Raw genomic sequence first — 18,394 nt, forward strand, 5'->3', positions numbered from 1 at the left:
ATGACCTATCGCGGACGTTTCGCGCCCTCGCCCACCGGGCCATTGCACTTCGGCTCGCTGGTCAGCGCGCTCGCAAGCTGGCTGGACGCACGTGCTCATCGCGGCGCATGGCTCGTTCGCGTTGAAGACATCGACGGCCCGCGCACTGTGCCCGGCGCCGCGGAAGACATCCTCGCCACGCTCCAACGCTTCGGCATGCATGCGGACGAATCGCCAGTCTGGCAAAGCACGCGGATGGCGCGCTATCAGGAAGCACTGGAGCAATTGAAAGCGACGGGCGTGATTTATCCATGTGGCTGCACGCGCAAGGAAATCGCCGACTCGCTGCTCAACGCGCACACGCGCAATACGACGCTCGCCTATCCCGGCACCTGCCGCAACGGCCTGCACGGCAAACCGGCGCGCGCATGGCGCTTGCGCGTGCCGGACGGCAACCCGGCGATCATCACGTTCGAAGACCGCTGGCAAGGCAAACAGACGCAGAATCTGGCCACCGAGGTCGGCGACTTCGTGCTGAAGCGCGCGGACGACCAATGGGCGTATCAACTGGCGGTGGTCGTCGACGACGCGGACGCGGGCATCACGCACATCGTGCGCGGCGCGGATTTGATGGATTCAACGGCCAGGCAGATCTATTTGCAGCGCTGCCTGGGCGTGCCGACACCTGAATATCTGCATGTGCCCGTCGTCACGAATGAAGAGGGCGAAAAACTCAGCAAGCAGAACGGAGCCACAGCACTGGACCATGACAAGCCGCTTGAAGCGCTGAGCGCCGCGGCACGGCATCTTGGGCTCGATCTGGGAAACGCTGCGACCTATACGACGCTAGACGGCTTTTATGCTGCCGCCACGGCAGCATGGTCAAAACGGATGGGCTTACCGAAAGCGTGAACGCGATTCGCGTCTGAAAATCTTGCCGTGCGCGGCCCGCATTGCGCAAACCGGCTGCGGCAACCGGCACGGCGTGCGGTGCGGCGTAAGTATTCGACACGCTTCAAATTTTGCCGCGCTTCAAACGGCGCCCTGCTTGCGCCCGAGCCCGGTCCCTTGAGATAAACCGAGCCGCAAGCAGCGAACTACAAATCAGGTAGACGAGGACGACTTCCGCGGCATCCCAAACCCGCCCAGCAGCGCTGCCAGCGGCTGCTTGGACGCCGCCTTCTGCGGCGCGGCGGAAGCAGCGGCCTCCTCGATCTTGCGAACCGAAGAAGGCGACGGCTCATAAGGCTTCAGGAAGAAATCATCCACGGGCTGCGCGCGATGATGATGCGGCCGGTCGTACGAACCCGACGACGACGCACCCGTGCGACGACGGCTGCCGCGATCCTCACGCCCGTCGCTGCTGCGCTCGCGACGCGGCGCGCGTTCTTCATGATGATGCCGCACCGGCGCTTCCACCGTCAGGCGTTGCACGTCCAGCGGACGCTTGATCAGCTTCTCGATATCGGCCAACTGCTTGCGCTCGTTCGGGCTGCACAGCGACAGCGCATCGCCCGAAGCACCCGCGCGGCCAGTACGGCCGATCCGGTGCACGTAGTCTTCCGCATTGAACGGCAGATCGAAGTTGATCACCGCCGGCAATTCGGCGATATCCAGGCCGCGCGCGGCGACGTCCGTTGCCACCAGCGCTTCGATCTCGCCGCGCTTGAACGCGTCGAGCGCCTGCATCCGCTCATTCTGCGTGCGGTCGCCGTGAATCGCGGTCGCAACCACGCCGTCGCGCTCGAGGCTGCGCGCGAGACGGCTCGCGCCGATCTTGCTGTTGCAGAACACGATCACCTGCTTGAGACCGCGTTCGCGAATCAGTTGCACGACCGCACCGGTCTTGTCGCCCTCGGCGACTTCGTACACGACCTGCGTCACGTTGGTTGCGGTCGAGTTGCTGCGCGCGACTTCGATGGTCTGCGGGTCACGCAGATACGTGGCGGCAAGCTTCTTGATTTCGCCCGAGAACGTGGCCGAAAACAGCAGGGTTTGACGTTCTTTCGGCAGCAGGTTCAGGATGCGCTGCAGATCCGGCAGGAAGCCCATGTCGAGCATGCGGTCGGCTTCGTCGAGCACGAGGATCTGCACCTGGCCGAGATTGGCCGTTTTCTGTTGCACGTGATCGAGCAGACGGCCCGGCGTGGCGATCAGAATCTCGACGCCGCGGCGCAGTTGCTCGGATTGCGGATTCATATCCACACCGCCGAACACCACCGCGCTACGCAGCGCGGTGTGTTTCGCATACGCCTGCACGTTCGCGGCGACCTGGTCAGCCAGTTCGCGGGTCGGCGTGAGGATCAGCGCGCGCACCGGGTGACGCGCGGGCGAAGCGCTCGTGCTGGCCTGCGGCAGCAAACGCTGGATGATCGGCAGCGAGAAGCTCGCGGTCTTGCCGGTGCCGGTTTGCGCGGCGCCCATCATGTCACGGCCGGCCAGCACGACAGGGATCGCCTGCTCCTGGATCGGCGTGGGGATGGTGTAGCCCGACTCTTTGACGGCTTTCAGGATGTCGGGCGCGAGGCCGAATTGATCAAAAGTCGCAGTACTGGGCGTGACGGCTGTGTCGGACATGGTGGCTTTCGCTAAAAATGCGCTTCGCGCGTGCGCGCGGTAGCGGTCGGAACCGCAGAGGGCATTGTGATGAAGGCGGAGCCACGGCGTTCCGCACGGGACCCGTTGGTACTGTCGGTACGGCGGGAAAAATTGCGGCCGGCTCCGGCCGGCGGAAACACCCGCCGGAAAGGCCGGTATTGTAGCACTTCAGCAAAAACACTCATGGCGCATGCGGCGGCTTTCTGCTTACGTCCGCGAAAGCTAGCCGCCGAGACGCTCCGCAGCCGCCGGAGAATCGCGGCAAAGCCGTGGTGCGCCCCGCTCGCAGCGTAGTTTGTGGGGACGACAGTTGTGTGACAGCGTGTGGGTTCGGCGCCTCACCACGTCTCGCGCATCACCATCAGGCGCAGTTCGGTCATGTCCTCGATCGCGTAGCGCACGCCTTCGCGCCCCAGCCCGGAATCCTTCACGCCGCCATACGGCATGTTGTCGACCCGGAACGAGGGCACGTCGTTGATCACCACGCCGCCCACGTCGAGTTCGTCCCACGCGCGATGCGCATGCGCGAGCGAATCCGTGAACACGCCCGCTTGCAACCCGAAGTCGCTGTCGTTGACGGTTGCGAGCGCGGCGCCGAAATCGTCGAAGCGCTCCAGGATCGCCACCGGCCCGAAAGCTTCCTTGCGATACAGATCCGTGTCGCGTTTCACGCCTTCGAGCAGCGTGGCTTCGAACATCGCGCCGTCCACCTTGCCGCCCGCGATGATTTTCGCGCCCGCCTGGACCGCGCTTTCCATCCAGCCGGCGAGGCGTTTGGACTCCGATTCGGAGATCATCGGCCCGACGAAGGTCTTCTCGTCTTTCGGATCGCCCATCACCAGCGTCTTCGTCTTCGCGATCAGCTTCTCGCGCAGCGCATCGTAGACCTTTGCATGGACCAGAATCCGCTGCACGCCGATACAGCTCTGCCCTGACTGGTAGAACGCGCCGAACGCGAGCCGGTCGACCACATAGTCGAGCTTGTCGCCCTGATCGCCGTCGACGATCGCGGCCGCGTTGCCGCCCAGTTCCAGGATCACCTTCTTCTTGCCGGCTTTCTTCTTCAGATCCCATCCCACCGCGGGCGAGCCGGTGAAGGACAGCAATTTGAAGCGCTCGTCGGTGGTGAACAGATCGGCGCCGTCGCGGTGGGCCGGAAGAATCGAGAACGCGCCTTTCGGCAGGTCGGTTTCCGCCAGAATCTCGCCCATTATGAGCGCGCCGACCGGCGTGCGGCTCGCCGGCTTCAACACGAACGGCACGCCCGCCGCGATAGCCGGCGCGACCTTGTGGGCGGTCAGGTTCAACGGAAAATTGAACGGTGAAATAAACGAACACGGGCCGATCGGCACGCGCTTCACATAGCCGTGATAACCCTTGGCGCGCGGCGATATCTCCAGATTGACGATCTCGCCGTCGATGCGCACCGATTCCTCCGCCGCCACCTTGAACGTATCGATCAGGCGCGTGACCTCGCCTTTCGAGTCGTTGATCGGCTTGCCGGCTTCGATGCACAGCGCAAGCGCCAGTTCGTCGTAGCGCTCACGAAAGCGCTTCACGCAATGTTCGAGCACCGCCTGGCGCTTGAACGGCGGGAAGGCGCGCAAAGCGGGCATGGCGTCGACGGCATGGCCGATCGCTTTGTCGATCGCGGCGGCGTCGGCCATCGCGACGCGGGTGGCGACTTCGCCGCTGAATTTATCGGTGACTTCGAGGTCTGTGTTGGCGGCCACCGCAACGTTCGCCAGGTAGTACGGGTAAGTCTTCTGCAACATGACGCGTCTCCTTGATCCGATGCCTTCACAATTGCGCTGAAAGCCGCTTGATTTCGCGATTCAGCACGCGCTCGTTGTCCGAATAGTCGATCGGCAGATCGATCACATGCACGCCGGGCGTGGCGAAACATTCGCGCAGCAGCGGCGCGAATTCCCCCGCCGTTTCGATGCGGTGCCCCTTCGCCCCGTAGCTCTCTGCATACGCGACGAAATCCGGATTGCTCAGCGTCATGCCGTAGTCCGGGAAGTTCATGTTTTCCTGCTTCCAGCGGATCATGCCGAAGGCGTCGTCGCGCACGATCAGGATCACCAGATCCAGCTTCAGACGCACCGCCGTTTCCAGTTCCTGCGAGTTCATCATGAAGCCGCCGTCGCCGCACACGGCCATGACCTTGCGGTCCGGGTGCACGATTTTGGTGGCGATCGCGGACGGCAAGCCCGCGCCCATCGAAGCCAGCGCGTTGTCGAGCAGCAGCGAATTCGGTTCGTGGGCGCGGTAGTAGCGGGCGAACCAGATCTTGTACATGCCGTTATCCAGACACACGATGCCGTCCACCGGCGTGGTCTCGTACACGTCGTTGACGACGCGCACCGGATACATGGGAAAGCGGTCGTCGTGCTGGCCTTTGGCCAGATGCGCCTCGAAGTGCTCCTTGATTTCCTTGAACCGCGTGAAGTCCCAATGCTCCTGCCGCTCCTTGAGGCTTTCCTTGAGTTGCCACACCGCGTTGGCGATATCGCCGACCACTTCGATCTGCGGGAAGTACACGGTGTCCACTTCCGCGCCGAGAAAGTTGACGTGAATCACCGTTTTCTCGCCCGTGTCGCCGCTGCGCATGAAAAACGGCGGCTTCTCGATCACGTCGTGACCCACGTTGATGATGCAGTCCGCGTGATCGATCGCGCGGTGCACGAAGTCGCCGTCGGAGAGCGTCGCATTGCCGAGCCACATGGGATGCGATTCGTCGATCACGCCCTTGCCCATCTGCGTCGTGAAGAACGGAATGCCGATCTGGTCGACGAATTCGCGCAGCATCTTGGTGGTGGTCTTGCGATTGCCGCCCGCGCCGATCATCAGCAACGGATGCTTCGCGCTGGTGATCGCCTCGACCGCGCGCGCCACGGCTTTTTCCTCGGCGACGGGACGGCGGCTGTAGCTCTTCGGAATCGGCTTGCCGTCGCCTTCTTCATGCGCGACGTCTTCGGGCAATTCAAGGTGCGTGGCGCCCGGCCGCTCTTCCTCCGCCTGACGAACCGCCTCGCGCACCATCGCCGGAATATTGGCGATCGATACGATCTGCCGCGTGTACTTGGTGAGCGGCTCCATCATGCGCACCACGTCGACGATCTGAAAATGTCCTTGCTTGCTCGACTTGATCGGCTTTTGCCCGGTGACCATCAGCATCGGCATGCCGCCGAGTTGCGCGTAGGCCGCGGCGGTCACGAAGTTGGTCGCGCCCGGCCCGAGGGTGGCCAGACACACTCCCGTGCGCCCGGTGAGACGGCCGTACGTGGCGGCCATAAAGCCGGCCGCCTGTTCGTGGCGCGTGAGGATCAGACGGATTTTCGAGCGGCGCAGCGATTCGAGCAGATCGAGATTTTCTTCACCGGGAATGCCGAACACGTACTCGACACCTTCGGCTTCCAGCGATTTGACGAACAGGTCCGATGCTTTCATTGAGGGTCTCGCTTGATGATACGGACGCGGGCCGCGACCCCGTCGCCGGGGCCCGGAAACTGGCGATCAAAAACGGACGATCGAAAACGACGCCGGCCACGCCGGCAATGCCCGGCATGACTACGATGGCATGACGCGGCGGCACGGCGGTAATGCCATGCGGGACAGCTTACTACTCGAATGGAAACGGTGTGCGCCGGCGGACAACGCCGCAAGGCAGGGGGAAAGAAGAAACGGCGGCATGGGTGGAGAATGCCGCCATATGTCGCACTCAGCGATTGATGGCGATGCAGTCGGAAAGCATGGGCGGCGCGTCTTGGCCGGCCATGGCGTCATACAGGTCGGCGCGCGGGCCCTTGGTCCACCACGTGTAGCTGCCGGCCTGATATTTCGCGCCGGACGCCGACAGCGTGTTGACGAACAGCAGTTGCTTGCCCTTCACCGGAACGAGCGCGAAGCTTTGGCCGTTCGCCGTGTTCCAGTAGGTGACTTGCAGGATCTTGCCGGTCGCGCAGGTGTATTTGTGCGTCTGACGGTTTTTGGTCTGAATCTCGGAGAACTGCAACGGCGCGGCCCACGCCTCACTGTATAGCGCCGCGAGACCCGCCGCCGTGGCGACTGCAACAAGCCATTTCTTCATTAGATGCCTCGATCGTTGCTACCAATCTAACACGGGTGACGCGCCGCCTATTGCGCCTCGCGCTGCGGCTAAACGTCCGACGACGGATCGGTTATGGATCGATCACGTCGGCGCACGCGTCGGTCGGCGCAGCGGCGACATGCCCCACCAGCGGCACGATCTTCAAGCCTGCCGAGGCGACCCGGCACGGCGCCGCCGCGAGGCCGCATCCCGACAATCCCGCGCACAGCGCGAGCAGCACGCCGAGTGTGCCGACACGGCCGGTCCAACCGCGCCGCGTGGTGTTGCGGATTTCCAGCGCCATACGTACCTTTACTCCGATGAGCCCGATGAGCCCAACCATTCGGATTGCGCGCGCGGCAATGGTGCCGGGCACGCGGGTCGGGCAGCGCATGGCAAATCGCTTCAGTACAGCGTTCGCCGTGCGTTGCGCCGTGCCCTACTTTGCCGACACAGGCCGCACCGCCGCCGCGGCCTGCTTCGCGCGCGAACGGGCTTCGTCCGTGTTCTCGCCAGTGGCGAGCGCCACGCCCATGCGGCGCTTGATGAAACTCTCCGGCTTGCCGAACAGACGCAAGTCCGCGTTCGGCACCGCCAATGCCGCGGCGACGCCTTCGAAGGCAATGCCTGCCTCGTCGAGCCCGCCGTAAATCACCGCCGACGCACCCGGCGCCCGCAGCGACGTATCCACCGGCAAACCGAGAATCGCGCGCGCGTGCAATTCGAATTCCGAAAAGCGTTGCGAGCACAGCGTGACGAGACCCGTGTCGTGCGGACGCGGACTCACTTCCGAAAACCATACGTCATCGCCGCGCACGAAAAGTTCCACGCCGAACAGGCCGCGGCCGCCGAGCGCGGCCGTCACCTTGTGCGCGACCTCGCGCGAACGTTCCAGCGCGAGCGGGCTCATGGGCTGCGGCTGCCACGATTCGACGTAGTCGCCGGCCACTTGCACGTGGCCGATCGGGTCGCAGAAATACGTGCTGACTTCGCCGCTTGCCGGATCGATGGCGCGCACGGTCAATTGCGTGATTTCGTATTCGAAGTCGATAAAGCCTTCGACGATCACGCGGCCGTGATTCACGCGGCCGCCGGCCAGCGCGTATTGCCATGCGGGTTCGACGTCGGCGTCGCTGCGCAGTACCGACTGCCCCTTGCCCGACGACGACATGACCGGCTTCACCACACACGGATACCCGACTTTGGCGATGCCCGCGCGCAGTTCGTCGAGCGAATCGGCGAAGGCGTACGGCGAGGTCGGCAAGCCGAGTTCCTCAGCGGCGAGACGGCGGATGCCTTCGCGGTTCATGGTGAGCTGCGTGGCGCGCGCGGTCGGGATCACTTCGGCGAGACCGTCGCTTTCAACGGCCGCGAGCGCGTCGGTCGCGATTGCCTCGATCTCGGGGACGATCAGGTGCGGGCGCTCCTGTTCGACCAGCGCGCGCAGCGCGGCGCGGTCGGTCATGTCGATCACGTGCGCGCGGTGCGCCACCTGGTGACCCGGCGCATTCGGGTAACGGTCGACGGCAATCACTTCGACGCCCAGCCGCTGCAGCGCGATGATCACTTCCTTGCCGAGCTCGCCGGCGCCGAGCAGCATGACGCGCGTGGCGGATTCAGAAAGGGGTGTGCCGATCCGTTGGCCGATCTGCATGAGGTCTCCAGATAAAAGTCGGATGAGGGTGGGATTGGGTAGAGCACGATGTTAACATGCGGGCCCCTCGCCGCGCCTTGCTCGCGGCGGCCGCACCATGCTTCACGCGTGCAGGGCAACGGCGTAGCAAGAAGGCGGCGCGCAAGGGCGCCGCGGCGCTCCGAATCAGCGCTTTCGCGTGCCGTTGCTCTCGCGTGCGGCGAGCTTAGTGCGTTACCCTTACGCCTTCGCCAGTTTGAAGAGGAACGACGCCATGCTCCAAAGCTCCTCCGCGCGACGTATTGCGCGCTTCACCCCGTATCTGCGCACCGCCATTGCCGCGTTGAGCGTCGCCGCGCTGTTGGGCGCCTGTGCGATCCCGAAACATCCCGACGAGCAAGCCGCCGCGCCCGATCCATTCAATCCCGCCGCCGCGCAACTGCTCGACGACACCAGTTGGGTGTTGAGCGCCTGGAAACAGGCCGACGGCACGACGCGCGCGATTCCGTCCGCCGACCAGGGCGCGCCGATTACCCTCACGCTTTCGACCTCGACCGGCCAGCGCCACGCCAGCGGCTTTTCCGGCTGCAACCGTTACATGGGCTCGTACGCGCTGAAAGACGGCAAGCTGAGCTTCGGCACGCTCGGCGGCACGCGCATGGCCTGCATGACGCCGGGCGGACAGATCGAAGGCGCCTATCTCAATGCGCTCACGCACATCGACCGCACCGGCGTGCAGATGCGCGCGCCGCAGCAGATGCAACTGGTGCTCGACAACGGCGACACGCTGACCTTCGACAGCAGCACGAAATGAACGCGTCGCGGATCCTCCCATCGACGCCTCGGCACGCTGCTGACCGAAGCGGGCTGCACAGCGGCGCCGCGCGCCAGGCGGTCCATATGACGGGTGAAGGCTGTCCCGACAGCCGTTGTTTTTCACCGACGGCACGCCGCGCGCCGGTCTGTTTTTCAATTGGACGCCAGCATACTTGCGTCTGCCTTCGAAGCATCGGGCTTCGCCGGTTAAACTCGTCGGATTGCGTTTTTGCGCGTCCGTCATTCGTTGATGTCTAGTATGCACACGGTAGTTTTCGGCTGGTTCGGCGGGTCAGCCGTCTGGTTCATTCCTCTTTTGTGGCGTCTCGTGAAGTCGGTTCTGCCGGGCGGCGCGGGTCTGCGCGGCCCCGGCACGATCCGGCTGTGGCTCGGCTTCGTCTGCGTGCTGGTGGCGAGCTGCACACTCGAGGCATCGCTGATCGGCGTGGCCGGCGTGAACGGCTTCGGCCATGCGCTGGCCGCGGGCTTCGGCCATCTGCTCGGGCATATCGGCACGCCTCTCGCGGCGCTCGCGCTGCTTTTCATCAGCCTGCCGTGGCTGATCGACTTCCGCTGGCGCGATTTCGCTGCCTGGGCCGACGGCGCGTTCGGCCTCGGCCTGTCACGCGGCCTCGCGAAACGCGACGAGGAAGCGCGCCGTCATCGCAGCGTCGATGACGGTTTGCCGTCGCATGTTTCGCCGGCCACCAATACGATGGCGCCTAAAACCAATGGTCGTTACGCGCGCCCGACGGTCTGGCGTCCGCCGGCGCGTGGACGCGACGCGGCTGCGGCTGGCGCTGCGGCGAGCGTGGCGGGCAAGGATGCGGCGGCGCGTAGCGGTGCAGCGAGCTGGCGCACAGGCGCGGCCGCGCCGCGCAGCCAGGCGACGCAGGCCGAGCCGGTGCTGCGCACCGGCGCCGCGGCCACACCGCCGCGACATGGGCCGATGCAGACGCAACCACTCAAAGCGGACAAGGCTGCCTGGATGCCGGCTGAACCGGTTGCGCCGGCCGGCTGGTTGCGCGAGTCGGGGACGCGGGCGGCTGCGCCGGGAGCGGGATCGGTGGCGGGATCGGTCTCGGGTGCGGCAGCAGGGTCGGGGGTGTCTGGAGCTTCCGCTCGCGTTGGCGCGTCGCAGGTTGGACGTCGTTCGGCCGGCGAGCAACGGCACGTGGGATCGGCAGCCGCGGGCGCTTTTGCTGCGGGCGCTGCGGGCGCTGCGGGCGCTGCGGGCGCTGCGGGCGCTGCGGGCGCTGCGGGCGCTGCGGCCAAGGTAACTCAGGCAGCGGTGCATACGTCAGCAACGGCGCGGGCCGCGTCGGGCAGCGTGGGCTCTCATTCCGCCGCAGGTTCAGTTGGAAATGCGGCGGCCGGCGCGGGCCGTCCTTCGACGATGGCCCATGACACAGCGGCCTCGGCGGCTTCCGTCAACCGCACGTCGGCGCCCCGGCAAGCTTTCTCGCCCGCCCCGCGTTCGAACGAAGTCACGCCGACGCGAGCAGCGAGCCGGCCGGCACCGAGCTACACACGTCCAATGCCGGTGACGCAGAAAGTCACGCCACCTGCCAGCGTCCAGGAGACCCTTCGCAGCATCGCGGAAAACGCCGCACGCTGGACCGATATTGCGGGCGTGAGCCTCGCGCGCAGCACCGGCTCGGAAAATGCGAAAGTGACGGATGCGCCGAACGCGGCGCCGTCGTTCGAGCCTGAGCAGTCGATTGTCGATGTGCCACGGACGGATGCGGCTGAAGCGGCTTTGACGCCGGATGCGCATCGCCCTTCGTTTGAAGCTGCAGACAACGCGCCGGCCGATCACGTGTCAGAGGCGCCGTCCGACGCGCCGCGCATGGAAGCAGTGGTCGAGGCGCCGCCCGAAGTGAGCCACGAGCCTGTCGTGCAGTGGCCGATCGAGCCGCCAATTATTCGACCGCCGTTGACGGCGGCGCCAGTGGTTGAGCACGGGTCGGTTGTTACGCCAGCGCCGACGTCTGCGCCAGTGTCTGTGTCTACGTCTACGCCTGCGCCAATAACTGCGCCAGTGGTTGAGCACGTGTCGATTGTTTCGCCTGCACCTGCACCTGCACCTGCACCTGGATCGCAGTATGTGCCGCCGGCCGCTACACCGACGACGTTTCAGGTTTTCGCTGCGCAGTTGCAAGCAAGCGAGGCCCACGAGGATGAAACGCCGTTCGAAGACGATCCGACTGTATCGACAACATACGCCGACCATCACACAGGTCCGAGCGTTGAAACCGCACCGACGCTCAGCCAGCCTGCGGACCATTCAGAAGTTATCGCACCGCGTGTCGCCGGGCAGTTCGCTGCGCCAGCAATTGCCGAACAGGCGAAAGAAGCCGCGCCGTTCGTCGAGCCGCAGCCCGCCGCGCCTGCGTCGGCTGCTGAAGTGGTGATCGAAAAAACTCTCGCGCCTTGGGAAGCCGAACTCGATGCGGTACTGGCGCAACACACGGCTTCGTCATCGAGCTTGCCGGGTGTCAGCCACGTCGGTGTGTCGAGCGGAGCCGGCCTGACGCATGACGCCATGCCATCGCTGAACATGGCGCGCGCTGTCGAGTCCGCCACGCCCGTCGAAACCGAAACGGCGCACGCCCCTGCCCTGTCAGGCGTACCTGAAGCATCGGACTCGGCAACCGTTGGGCACGCGGCGAACATAACCGCCGCAACGCCACCGCAGAATGTCATGCCGCACGTCTCGGAGACACCGGCCGCCGCGCACGCGGCGAACCCAGGCACCGCAGCGGCGCCGCAAAGCATCGCGCCGCAGGTTTCGGGCTCGTCGGCTAACGCGCATGCGTCGAACCTGCCTACGGCGGTGCCACCCCAGAACCTCGCGCCGCAAGCATCGAACGTGGTTCGCTTTCCGGGCTTCGCGGTTCAGACGGCGCCCGTGGCATCCGATGTCGCTGACTACGAATCTTTCGCCGTTGAAGAACGTCCTGACAACGCCGCTATCCCACCGCAAGCGCCGGCAGCATCGGCATCGCTCGCGGCGCCATTCACCAACGCGGCCCCATCCGTAGAAGCAACCGAAGCAACCGAGGCCACAGAGCCCACCGAACCCGCCGTCCAACCACGCCCTCCCCTGCGCGGCCACAGCCCCGCCAACGGCTTCGAGTTCCGCGCGCCCGCGGCATCGATGGTCGAATTGCCCACGCTCGACCTGCTTGCTCCCGCGGACATCGACGTCGAACCAGTCTCCGAAGAAAAACTCATCGAAACCGGCCTGCTGATCGAACAGCGCCTGCAGGAATTCAAGGTGCCGGTCACCGTCGTCGGCGCGTCGGCCGGCCCGGTCATCACGCGCTTCGAAGTCGAGCCGGCGCTCGGCGTGCGCGGCAGTCAGATCGTCGGCTTGATGAAGGATCTGTCACGCGGCCTCGGGCTCACGTCCATCCGCGTGGTCGAGACGATTCCCGGCAAGACCTGCATGGGCCTCGAATTGCCGAACGCCCGGCGCCAGACGATCCGCCTCTCTGAAATCCTCGAAGCCAGCGTCTATCAGAACTCGCATTCGCAGTTGACGCTCGCCATGGGCAAGGACATCACCGGCCATCCGGTCGTCGCCGATCTGGCGAAGGCGCCGCACATGCTGGTGGCCGGCACGACCGGTTCGGGCAAGTCGGTGGCGATCAACGCGATGATCTGCTCGCTGCTCTACAAGGCGACGCCGGAAGAAGTCCGCCTCATCATGATCGATCCGAAGATGCTGGAGTTGTCGGTCTACGAAGGCATTCCGCATCTGCTCGCACCCGTCGTCACCGACATGAAGCTGGCCGCCAATGCGCTCAACTGGTGCGTCGGCGAAATGGAAAAGCGCTACCGCCTCATGTCCGCGGTCGGCGTGCGCAACCTAGCCGGCTTCAACCAGAAAATCCGCGATATCGAGGCCAAGGGCAAGAAGCTCGGCAACCCGTTCTCGCTGACGCCGGAAGCGCCCGAACCGCTCGCGCCGCTGCCGCTTATCGTGGTCGTGATCGACGAGCTCGCCGACCTGATGATGGTGGCCGGCAAGAAGATCGAAGAACTGATCGCGCGCCTCGCGCAGAAGGCTCGCGCTGCCGGCATACATTTGATTCTGGCGACGCAGCGTCCTTCGGTGGATGTGATCACCGGCCTAATCAAAGCGAATATTCCGACGCGGGTGGCCTTCCAGGTATCGTCAAAAATCGACTCGCGCACGATTCTCGATCAGATGGGCGCGGAGTCGCTGCTCGGCCAGGGCGACATGCTGTTCCTGCCGCCCGGCACCGGCTATCCACAACGTGTGCACGGCGCGTTCGTCGCTGACGAGGAAGTGCATCGGATCGTCGAATATCTGAAGCAGTTCGGCGAGCCGCAGTACGAGGAAGGTATTCTCGACGGCCCGGCCACCGACGGCGGCGCGGCGCAAGACCTGTTCGGCGAGTCGCCGGATGCGGAAGCCGATCCGCTTTACGACGAAGCGGTCGCCTTCGTGGTGCGCACGCGGCGCGCGTCGATCTCGTCGGTGCAGCGGCAGTTGCGCATCGGTTATAACCGCGCGGCGCGGCTCGTCGAGCAGATGGAAACCGCGGGCCTCGTGTCGGCGATGGGCATCAACGGCAGCCGCGAAGTGCTGGCGCCGGGGCCGGCGGAATGAGCGGCGAATGGCCGGTGAACGCCGCTGATTGCAGTTGATCGCCGGCGCTTCCGAGGGCCGCAAGACGCAAGCGCAAACAACCTCGCCGCGAAATCGACCACAAAAAAGGAATCGGGCCGCTTCACAAAGCGGCCCGTTTTTTCATCGCGCGCGCGGCGCGTCGATATCACCCGCCTCGTCTTTCACCGCGTCGTCGGCATCTCGTGTTACGACGGCGAAACCAGCTTGAAATCGACCGGCGCGCCGAGTTCGAAATGCTTCGGATTCGCTTCGAGCAAACCGCTCTGCTGATCGCGCTTGAACACATACACGGTATCGCTGTTCTGATTGCCGACGATCAGCCAATTGCCGGTCGGGTCGATCGCGAATTCACGCGGCGACTTGCCCATGCTCGACTGATGACCGATTTTCTTCAGGTGCCCGTTGGTGGGATCGACCGAAAAGATCACGATGTCGTTCGCGTCGCCACGATTGGTGGCATACAAAAAGCGCCCGTCCGGCGACAGATGAATCGCCGCCGCGCCCACCGCGCCCTTGAAGCCGGGTTCGGTCAGCGGCAGCGTTTGCACCTGCGTGAGCTTGCCGTCGTTGTAATTGAACGTGCTGACCGTGGCGGCCATTTCGCTCGTCAGGTATGCGTGTTTGCCGTCGGCGCCGAACACCAGATGGCGCGGACCCGAGCCGGCTTTTTCCTGGTTATAGCGCCAGTCGGTCGGGCCGAACAGGCCGCGGCTTCCGTCAGGCGTGTAGCGATATGAGTACAGCTTGTCCGCGCCGAGATCCTGCGCGAACAGATAGTGGCCGTCCGGCGAGAACACCGTGGAGTGAACGTGCGAGTTGTCCTGACGTCCCTTCACCGGACCGCCGCCTTCGTGGTGCACGGTGAGCACCGACGCGCCGACCTGGCCGTCGGCCTGCAACGGGAACACCGCGAAGCTGCCGCCGGGATCGGCGGCGACTGAGTAGTTCGCGGTCAGCAAATATTTGCCGTCCGGCGAAAGGCTCAGATAGCACGGATCGTTGCCGTCCGAGGAGACCTTGTTGAGAAACGTCAGCTGGCCGCTCGCGGCGTCGAAACGAAACGCGCTGATGCCGCCGCGCTGCGTGGCCGGACCGTTGTCGCCGGGCATTTCGTTGACCGCGTAGACGAAGCGGCGGTCGCGGCTCATCACGAGGTAGGACGGATTGACCGTCTGCGCGACCGAGACGCGTGTCGCTTCACCCGTCTTCGTGTCGAAGCGATAGACGTACAGGCCTTCGCTCTTTGGGCCGGTATAGGTGCCGACCAGCATGTCATAGACGCCGTCGGCGGGAGCCGGGCCGGAATCTTGCGCAAACGCATGCGAAGCAACAATCGAGACCATGAGCACGAAACCTTTTATTATCGAGCGGGCGGAGCGCAGTGGACCATGCGTTACGCGCCGTGAAGTGGGATCAGCAGCAGAAGGCAAGTGGAAATCCGCAACGGCACGCATCGCGGCGGCTCGGTGACGACGAAGCATATGACCTCCTCGGACAGCGGTTATTTGGTTGAATCGGTTGTCATGATGTCGCTGGTCTGCCGCGCAATCGGTCGAGCGTTGTTCTTATCGAAAGAAGTATAAAAGCGTTGTGTCGGATCATGCAGCGAATCCGCCGACCGGCATCCGGTCAACGGCAATCGGCAGCATGAGTAGCAATTGTCCCGCCTGACGGGGCGTTTTTTTAATCGCGTCTCACACTACGGAGTCTTCATGAACGTCACACTCAGTCTGGGCCCGCTGGTTTCGTTGATCGCCGGTATTCTGATTCTCGTCATGCCGCGCCTGTTGAACTACATCGTCGCGCTCTATCTGATCATCATCGGCATCATTGGGATCTTCGGCGTGGGGTCGTCGCACTTCTGAACGGCGGCAAGCGCTTACGCAAGGGTTACGCAAGCATGCAACGCGCGACCGGGCGCAGCGCCGGCCCGGCTGCGCCCCGCATCGAGTCAGGACATGAGATGTGCGAAAGCTTCACGCGCCAACTGGCCGTGAAGCTCGATGCAAGCGATGAACCCGGACGGCATGGCGAAGCACGGTTCGTTCGGCCGAAGCATGGTGAGCTTGCGGTCAGTGCGGCGAAGTCACCATCCGGTGTGCATAAAGCGCCGTCAGTCAACCGTTCGAAAGCTGGTCGAGACGCAGGCGTCCCTGCAGCGACAGCGCGCCGACGGCATAATGGCCGTCGCCTGTCTGGTAACGGCGGAAACAGGCCCGTTCGACCAGAAAGGCGGCGGCGGTCATCAAGCCGTTGCGGGTCAGGCCCAGGCGGCCATGATCGAGTGGCAGCATCGAATCGTCGGCAAGTTCGCTGGCGGCCGAGAGAATCGTGATGCAATCAGATTTCGACGGGTTCAGCATAGCTTTAGTCCTCGGAAACGGCGTCTGTATGCGCCATGGGCGGGGCTGGGTCATAATCCGGAAAGCTCCGGGGCGTCGGTATGAAATCTGATTGTAGGCATTGATTTGACAATTACCAACCCGCGTTTTGCTGCGTTGCGTGATGAACCAAAACGCATCCAGCCAGTCGGGTAAAGGCAACGACACTTCAACGACACCTCGCGCGGGCGCGACTCGCCGCGCGCACTACTGACTCGCTCTCATGCCCGCACTTATCGAAGACTATGCGCTCATCGGCGACGGCCATACGGCCGCGCTAGTTTCCCGCGAGGGATCCGTCGACTGGCTCTGCTGGCCGCGCTTCGATTCCGGCGCCTGTTTCGCCGCCCTGCTCGGCACGCCCGAAAACGGCCGCTGGCTGATCTCGCCGGTCTCGGACACGCCGCCGACCATCACGCGTCGCTATCGTGGCGAGACACTGATCCTCGAAACTGACTTCGAGACGCCCGAAGGCGCCGTCACGCTGATCGATTTCATGCCGCCGGGTAACGGCTGGTCGGAAATGGTGCGGCTCGTGGTCGGCAGACGCGGCAGGGTGCCCATGAAGATGGAACTGGTGCTGCGCTTCGATTACGGCTTCTCGATTCCCTGGGTTGACCGCCTGAAGCACGACAGCGGCATCAAGGCGATCGTCGGACCGGACACCGCCGTGTTGCGCACGCCGGTCGGGTTGCACGGCGAAGACATGAAGACAGTTGCCGAATTCACCGTCAGCGAAGGCGAACGGGTGCCGTTCTCGCTGGCTTATGCGGCCTCGCATCTGCGCATTCCGCCGGCGCGCGATGCGCACACCTCGCTGGCGCGCACCGAGAATCATTGGCTCGAATGGTCGGCGCGCAGCACGGTCGAAGGACGCTGGGCCGAACCGATCCGCCGCTCGCTGATCACGCTGAAGGCGCTCGCTTACGAGCCGACCGGCGGCATCGTCGCCGCGCCCACTACGTCGCTGCCGGAGCAGCTCGGCGGCACGCGCAACTGGGACTACCGCTACTGCTGGCTGCGCGACGCCACCATCACGCTGCTCGCGATGATGCGCGGCGGCTACTACGACGAAGCACGCGCATGGCGCAGCTGGCTCGGCCGCGTGATGGCCGGTGCGCCGGACCAGTTGCAGATCATGTACGGCATCGCCGGCGAGCGGCGCCTGCCCGAATTCGAAATCGACTGGCTGCCGGGCTATCAGGACGCGAAACCGGTGCGGATCGGCAATAACGCGGTCGGCCAGCGCCAGCTCGACGTCTATGGCGAAGTGATGAATGCGCTGCATCTGGCGCGCGTCGGCGGCCTGCAGGCGGACGACACCGCATGGAACGTGCAGCGCGCGCTGCTCTCGCACCTCGACACGATCTGGCAGGAACCCGACGAAGGCATCTGGGAAACGCGCGGCGGCCGCCAGCATTTCACCTTCTCGAAGGTCATGGCATGGGTCGCCTACGACCGCGCCATCAAGTCGGCGGAAATGTTCAAGCTCGACGGGCCGCTCGACGAATGGCGCGCCACCCGCGCGAAAATTCATGCGGAAGTCTGCGAGAAGGCCTGGAATCCCGCGCTCAACGCGTTCTCGCAATGCTACGGCACCGACCAGCTCGATGCGAGCGTGCTGCTGATGCCGCTAGTCGCCTTCCTGCCGCCGAACGATCCGCGCGTAAAAGGCACCGTGGCGGCGATCGAGCGCGACCTGATGCACGACGGCTTCGTGATGCGCTATCGCACGACCGAATACGACGACGGCCTGCCGCCGGGAGAAGGCACGTTTCTAGCGTGTTCGTTCTGGATGGTGGACAACCTGGCGCTGCAAGGCCGTATCGACGAAGCGATCGCGATGTACGAACGGCTGCTCGCGCTCTGCAACGATGTCGGTTTGCTCGCGGAGGAATACGACCCGGCTGCGAAGCGCCTTGTCGGCAATTTTCCGCAGGCGTTTTCGCACGTGGCGCTGGTCCACACCGGCCTGAACCTGATGAAACATGAACAGGCCATGGCGCAGGCGACCGGGCACCCCTCCCATAACGGCACCGGAGACACGGAACTTGATGCTGCTGCAACCCCGGATAGCGGCGCGGCAACATCGCCAGTAGCATGATTTAATGACAGTTTGCGTGCCGTGTGCGCGCAAAATGCTGCATTGCACAAGTACGCTTTGTTCGATATGATCGACGAGACTGTCGGCCGAAAAACAATGTGCCTACAAACAATTTGGCCCGCTGCAA

At 64.4% G+C, this 18,394-nt stretch carries 14 protein-coding genes; 6 read left to right on the forward strand and 8 right to left on the reverse strand.

Annotated elements, in window-relative coordinates; genetic code table 11:
- The gene (gene gluQRS, locus B0G82_RS00710) at nucleotides 1–891 is read left to right on the forward strand and encodes a tRNA glutamyl-Q(34) synthetase GluQRS (RefSeq protein WP_121306357.1); all 891 of its coding nucleotides are present in this window, start codon (nucleotides 1–3) and stop codon (nucleotides 889–891) included.
- 192 nt (nucleotides 892–1,083) lie between these two features.
- On the opposite strand, the gene B0G82_RS00715 is transcribed toward gluQRS, so the two are convergent.
- The 6 genes from B0G82_RS00715 to purT all read right to left on the reverse strand — a co-directional run bounded on the left by B0G82_RS00715 (nucleotide 1,084) and on the right by purT (nucleotide 8,324).
- Nucleotides 1,084–2,556, reverse strand: coding sequence for a DEAD/DEAH box helicase (locus tag B0G82_RS00715; protein WP_116142501.1), 1,473 nt, complete (start codon nucleotides 2,554–2,556; stop codon nucleotides 1,084–1,086).
- Nucleotides 2,557–2,915: 359 nt separating this feature from the next.
- Entirely contained in the window at nucleotides 2,916–4,352 is a 1,437-nt protein-coding gene (locus B0G82_RS00725) for an aldehyde dehydrogenase family protein (protein WP_121306358.1), read from the reverse strand.
- Nucleotides 4,353–4,377: 25 nt separating this feature from the next.
- Nucleotides 4,378–6,030: an acetolactate synthase large subunit gene (locus B0G82_RS00730; RefSeq protein WP_121306359.1), complete on the reverse strand. Its 1,653-nt coding sequence runs from the start codon at nucleotides 6,028–6,030 to the stop codon at nucleotides 4,378–4,380.
- 271 nt (nucleotides 6,031–6,301) lie between these two features.
- Complete coding sequence (locus B0G82_RS00735) at nucleotides 6,302–6,670, reverse strand: MliC family protein (protein WP_106280236.1); 369 nt, start codon at nucleotides 6,668–6,670, stop codon at nucleotides 6,302–6,304.
- Between the two features lie 91 nt (nucleotides 6,671–6,761).
- Complete coding sequence (locus B0G82_RS00740) at nucleotides 6,762–6,974, reverse strand: DUF6726 family protein (RefSeq protein WP_121306360.1); 213 nt, start codon at nucleotides 6,972–6,974, stop codon at nucleotides 6,762–6,764.
- A 135-nt stretch (nucleotides 6,975–7,109) separates the two neighbouring features.
- Nucleotides 7,110–8,324, reverse strand: coding sequence for a formate-dependent phosphoribosylglycinamide formyltransferase (purT, locus tag B0G82_RS00745; protein WP_121306361.1), 1,215 nt, complete (start codon nucleotides 8,322–8,324; stop codon nucleotides 7,110–7,112).
- Between the two features lie 253 nt (nucleotides 8,325–8,577).
- On the opposite strand from purT, the gene B0G82_RS00750 reads away from it, so the two are divergent.
- Together B0G82_RS00750 and B0G82_RS00755 are read left to right on the forward strand one after the other, a co-directional pair.
- Complete coding sequence (locus tag B0G82_RS00750) at nucleotides 8,578–9,117, forward strand: META domain-containing protein (protein ID WP_106280230.1); 540 nt, start codon at nucleotides 8,578–8,580, stop codon at nucleotides 9,115–9,117.
- A gap of 261 nt (nucleotides 9,118–9,378) precedes the next feature.
- Nucleotides 9,379–13,761, forward strand: coding sequence for a DNA translocase FtsK (locus B0G82_RS00755; RefSeq protein ID WP_121306362.1), 4,383 nt, complete (start codon nucleotides 9,379–9,381; stop codon nucleotides 13,759–13,761).
- A gap of 206 nt (nucleotides 13,762–13,967) precedes the next feature.
- On the opposite strand, the gene B0G82_RS00760 is transcribed toward B0G82_RS00755, so the two are convergent.
- Nucleotides 13,968–15,263: a lactonase family protein gene (locus tag B0G82_RS00760; RefSeq protein WP_121306363.1), complete on the reverse strand. Its 1,296-nt coding sequence runs from the start codon at nucleotides 15,261–15,263 to the stop codon at nucleotides 13,968–13,970.
- Between B0G82_RS00760 and B0G82_RS39940 the strand changes: the two genes are divergently transcribed.
- Both B0G82_RS39940 and B0G82_RS00765 read left to right on the forward strand, forming a co-directional pair.
- Nucleotides 15,213–15,365, forward strand: coding sequence for a hypothetical protein (locus B0G82_RS39940; protein ID WP_199730140.1), 153 nt, complete (start codon nucleotides 15,213–15,215; stop codon nucleotides 15,363–15,365). The two genes, B0G82_RS00760 and B0G82_RS39940, sit on opposite strands and share 51 nt — an antisense overlap.
- A 129-nt stretch (nucleotides 15,366–15,494) precedes the next feature.
- Nucleotides 15,495–15,647, forward strand: coding sequence for a DUF3096 domain-containing protein (locus tag B0G82_RS00765; RefSeq protein ID WP_007175701.1), 153 nt, complete (start codon nucleotides 15,495–15,497; stop codon nucleotides 15,645–15,647).
- Nucleotides 15,648–15,899: 252 nt separating this feature from the next.
- On the opposite strand, the gene B0G82_RS00770 is transcribed toward B0G82_RS00765, so the two are convergent.
- Nucleotides 15,900–16,145: a hypothetical protein gene (locus B0G82_RS00770; RefSeq protein ID WP_116119369.1), complete on the reverse strand. Its 246-nt coding sequence runs from the start codon at nucleotides 16,143–16,145 to the stop codon at nucleotides 15,900–15,902.
- Nucleotides 16,146–16,386: 241 nt separating this feature from the next.
- Here B0G82_RS00770 and B0G82_RS00775 point away from each other — a divergent pair, with 241 nt between their 5' ends.
- A complete protein-coding gene (locus B0G82_RS00775; protein WP_121306364.1) occupies nucleotides 16,387–18,267 on the forward strand; it encodes a glycoside hydrolase family 15 protein in 1,881 nt (626 codons plus the stop codon).
- Nucleotides 18,268–18,394: the final 127 nt, after the last annotated feature.

The organism is Paraburkholderia sp. BL17N1, assembly GCF_003634175.1.
Lineage (GTDB): Bacteria > Pseudomonadota > Gammaproteobacteria > Burkholderiales > Burkholderiaceae > Paraburkholderia.

What these genes read in the sequence shown, in the direction of transcription:
- gluQRS (WP_121306357.1), top strand. Translation starts at nt 1, where the DNA reads ATGACCTATCGCGGACGTTTCGCGCCCTCGCCCACCGGGCCATTGCAC.
- B0G82_RS00715 (WP_116142501.1), bottom strand. Translation starts at nt 2,556, where the DNA reads ATGTCCGACACAGCCGTCACGCCCAGTACTGCGACTTTTGATCAATTC.
- B0G82_RS00725 (WP_121306358.1), bottom strand. Translation starts at nt 4,352, where the DNA reads ATGTTGCAGAAGACTTACCCGTACTACCTGGCGAACGTTGCGGTGGCC.
- B0G82_RS00730 (WP_121306359.1), bottom strand. Translation starts at nt 6,030, where the DNA reads ATGAAAGCATCGGACCTGTTCGTCAAATCGCTGGAAGCCGAAGGTGTC.
- B0G82_RS00735 (WP_106280236.1), bottom strand. Translation starts at nt 6,670, where the DNA reads ATGAAGAAATGGCTTGTTGCAGTCGCCACGGCGGCGGGTCTCGCGGCG.
- B0G82_RS00740 (WP_121306360.1), bottom strand. Translation starts at nt 6,974, where the DNA reads ATGGCGCTGGAAATCCGCAACACCACGCGGCGCGGTTGGACCGGCCGT.
- purT (WP_121306361.1), bottom strand. Translation starts at nt 8,324, where the DNA reads ATGCAGATCGGCCAACGGATCGGCACACCCCTTTCTGAATCCGCCACG.
- B0G82_RS00750 (WP_106280230.1), top strand. Translation starts at nt 8,578, where the DNA reads ATGCTCCAAAGCTCCTCCGCGCGACGTATTGCGCGCTTCACCCCGTAT.
- B0G82_RS00755 (WP_121306362.1), top strand. Translation starts at nt 9,379, where the DNA reads ATGCACACGGTAGTTTTCGGCTGGTTCGGCGGGTCAGCCGTCTGGTTC.
- B0G82_RS00760 (WP_121306363.1), bottom strand. Translation starts at nt 15,263, where the DNA reads ATGCTTCGTCGTCACCGAGCCGCCGCGATGCGTGCCGTTGCGGATTTC.
- B0G82_RS00765 (WP_007175701.1), top strand. Translation starts at nt 15,495, where the DNA reads ATGAACGTCACACTCAGTCTGGGCCCGCTGGTTTCGTTGATCGCCGGT.
- B0G82_RS00770 (WP_116119369.1), bottom strand. Translation starts at nt 16,145, where the DNA reads ATGCTGAACCCGTCGAAATCTGATTGCATCACGATTCTCTCGGCCGCC.
- B0G82_RS00775 (WP_121306364.1), top strand. Translation starts at nt 16,387, where the DNA reads ATGCCCGCACTTATCGAAGACTATGCGCTCATCGGCGACGGCCATACG.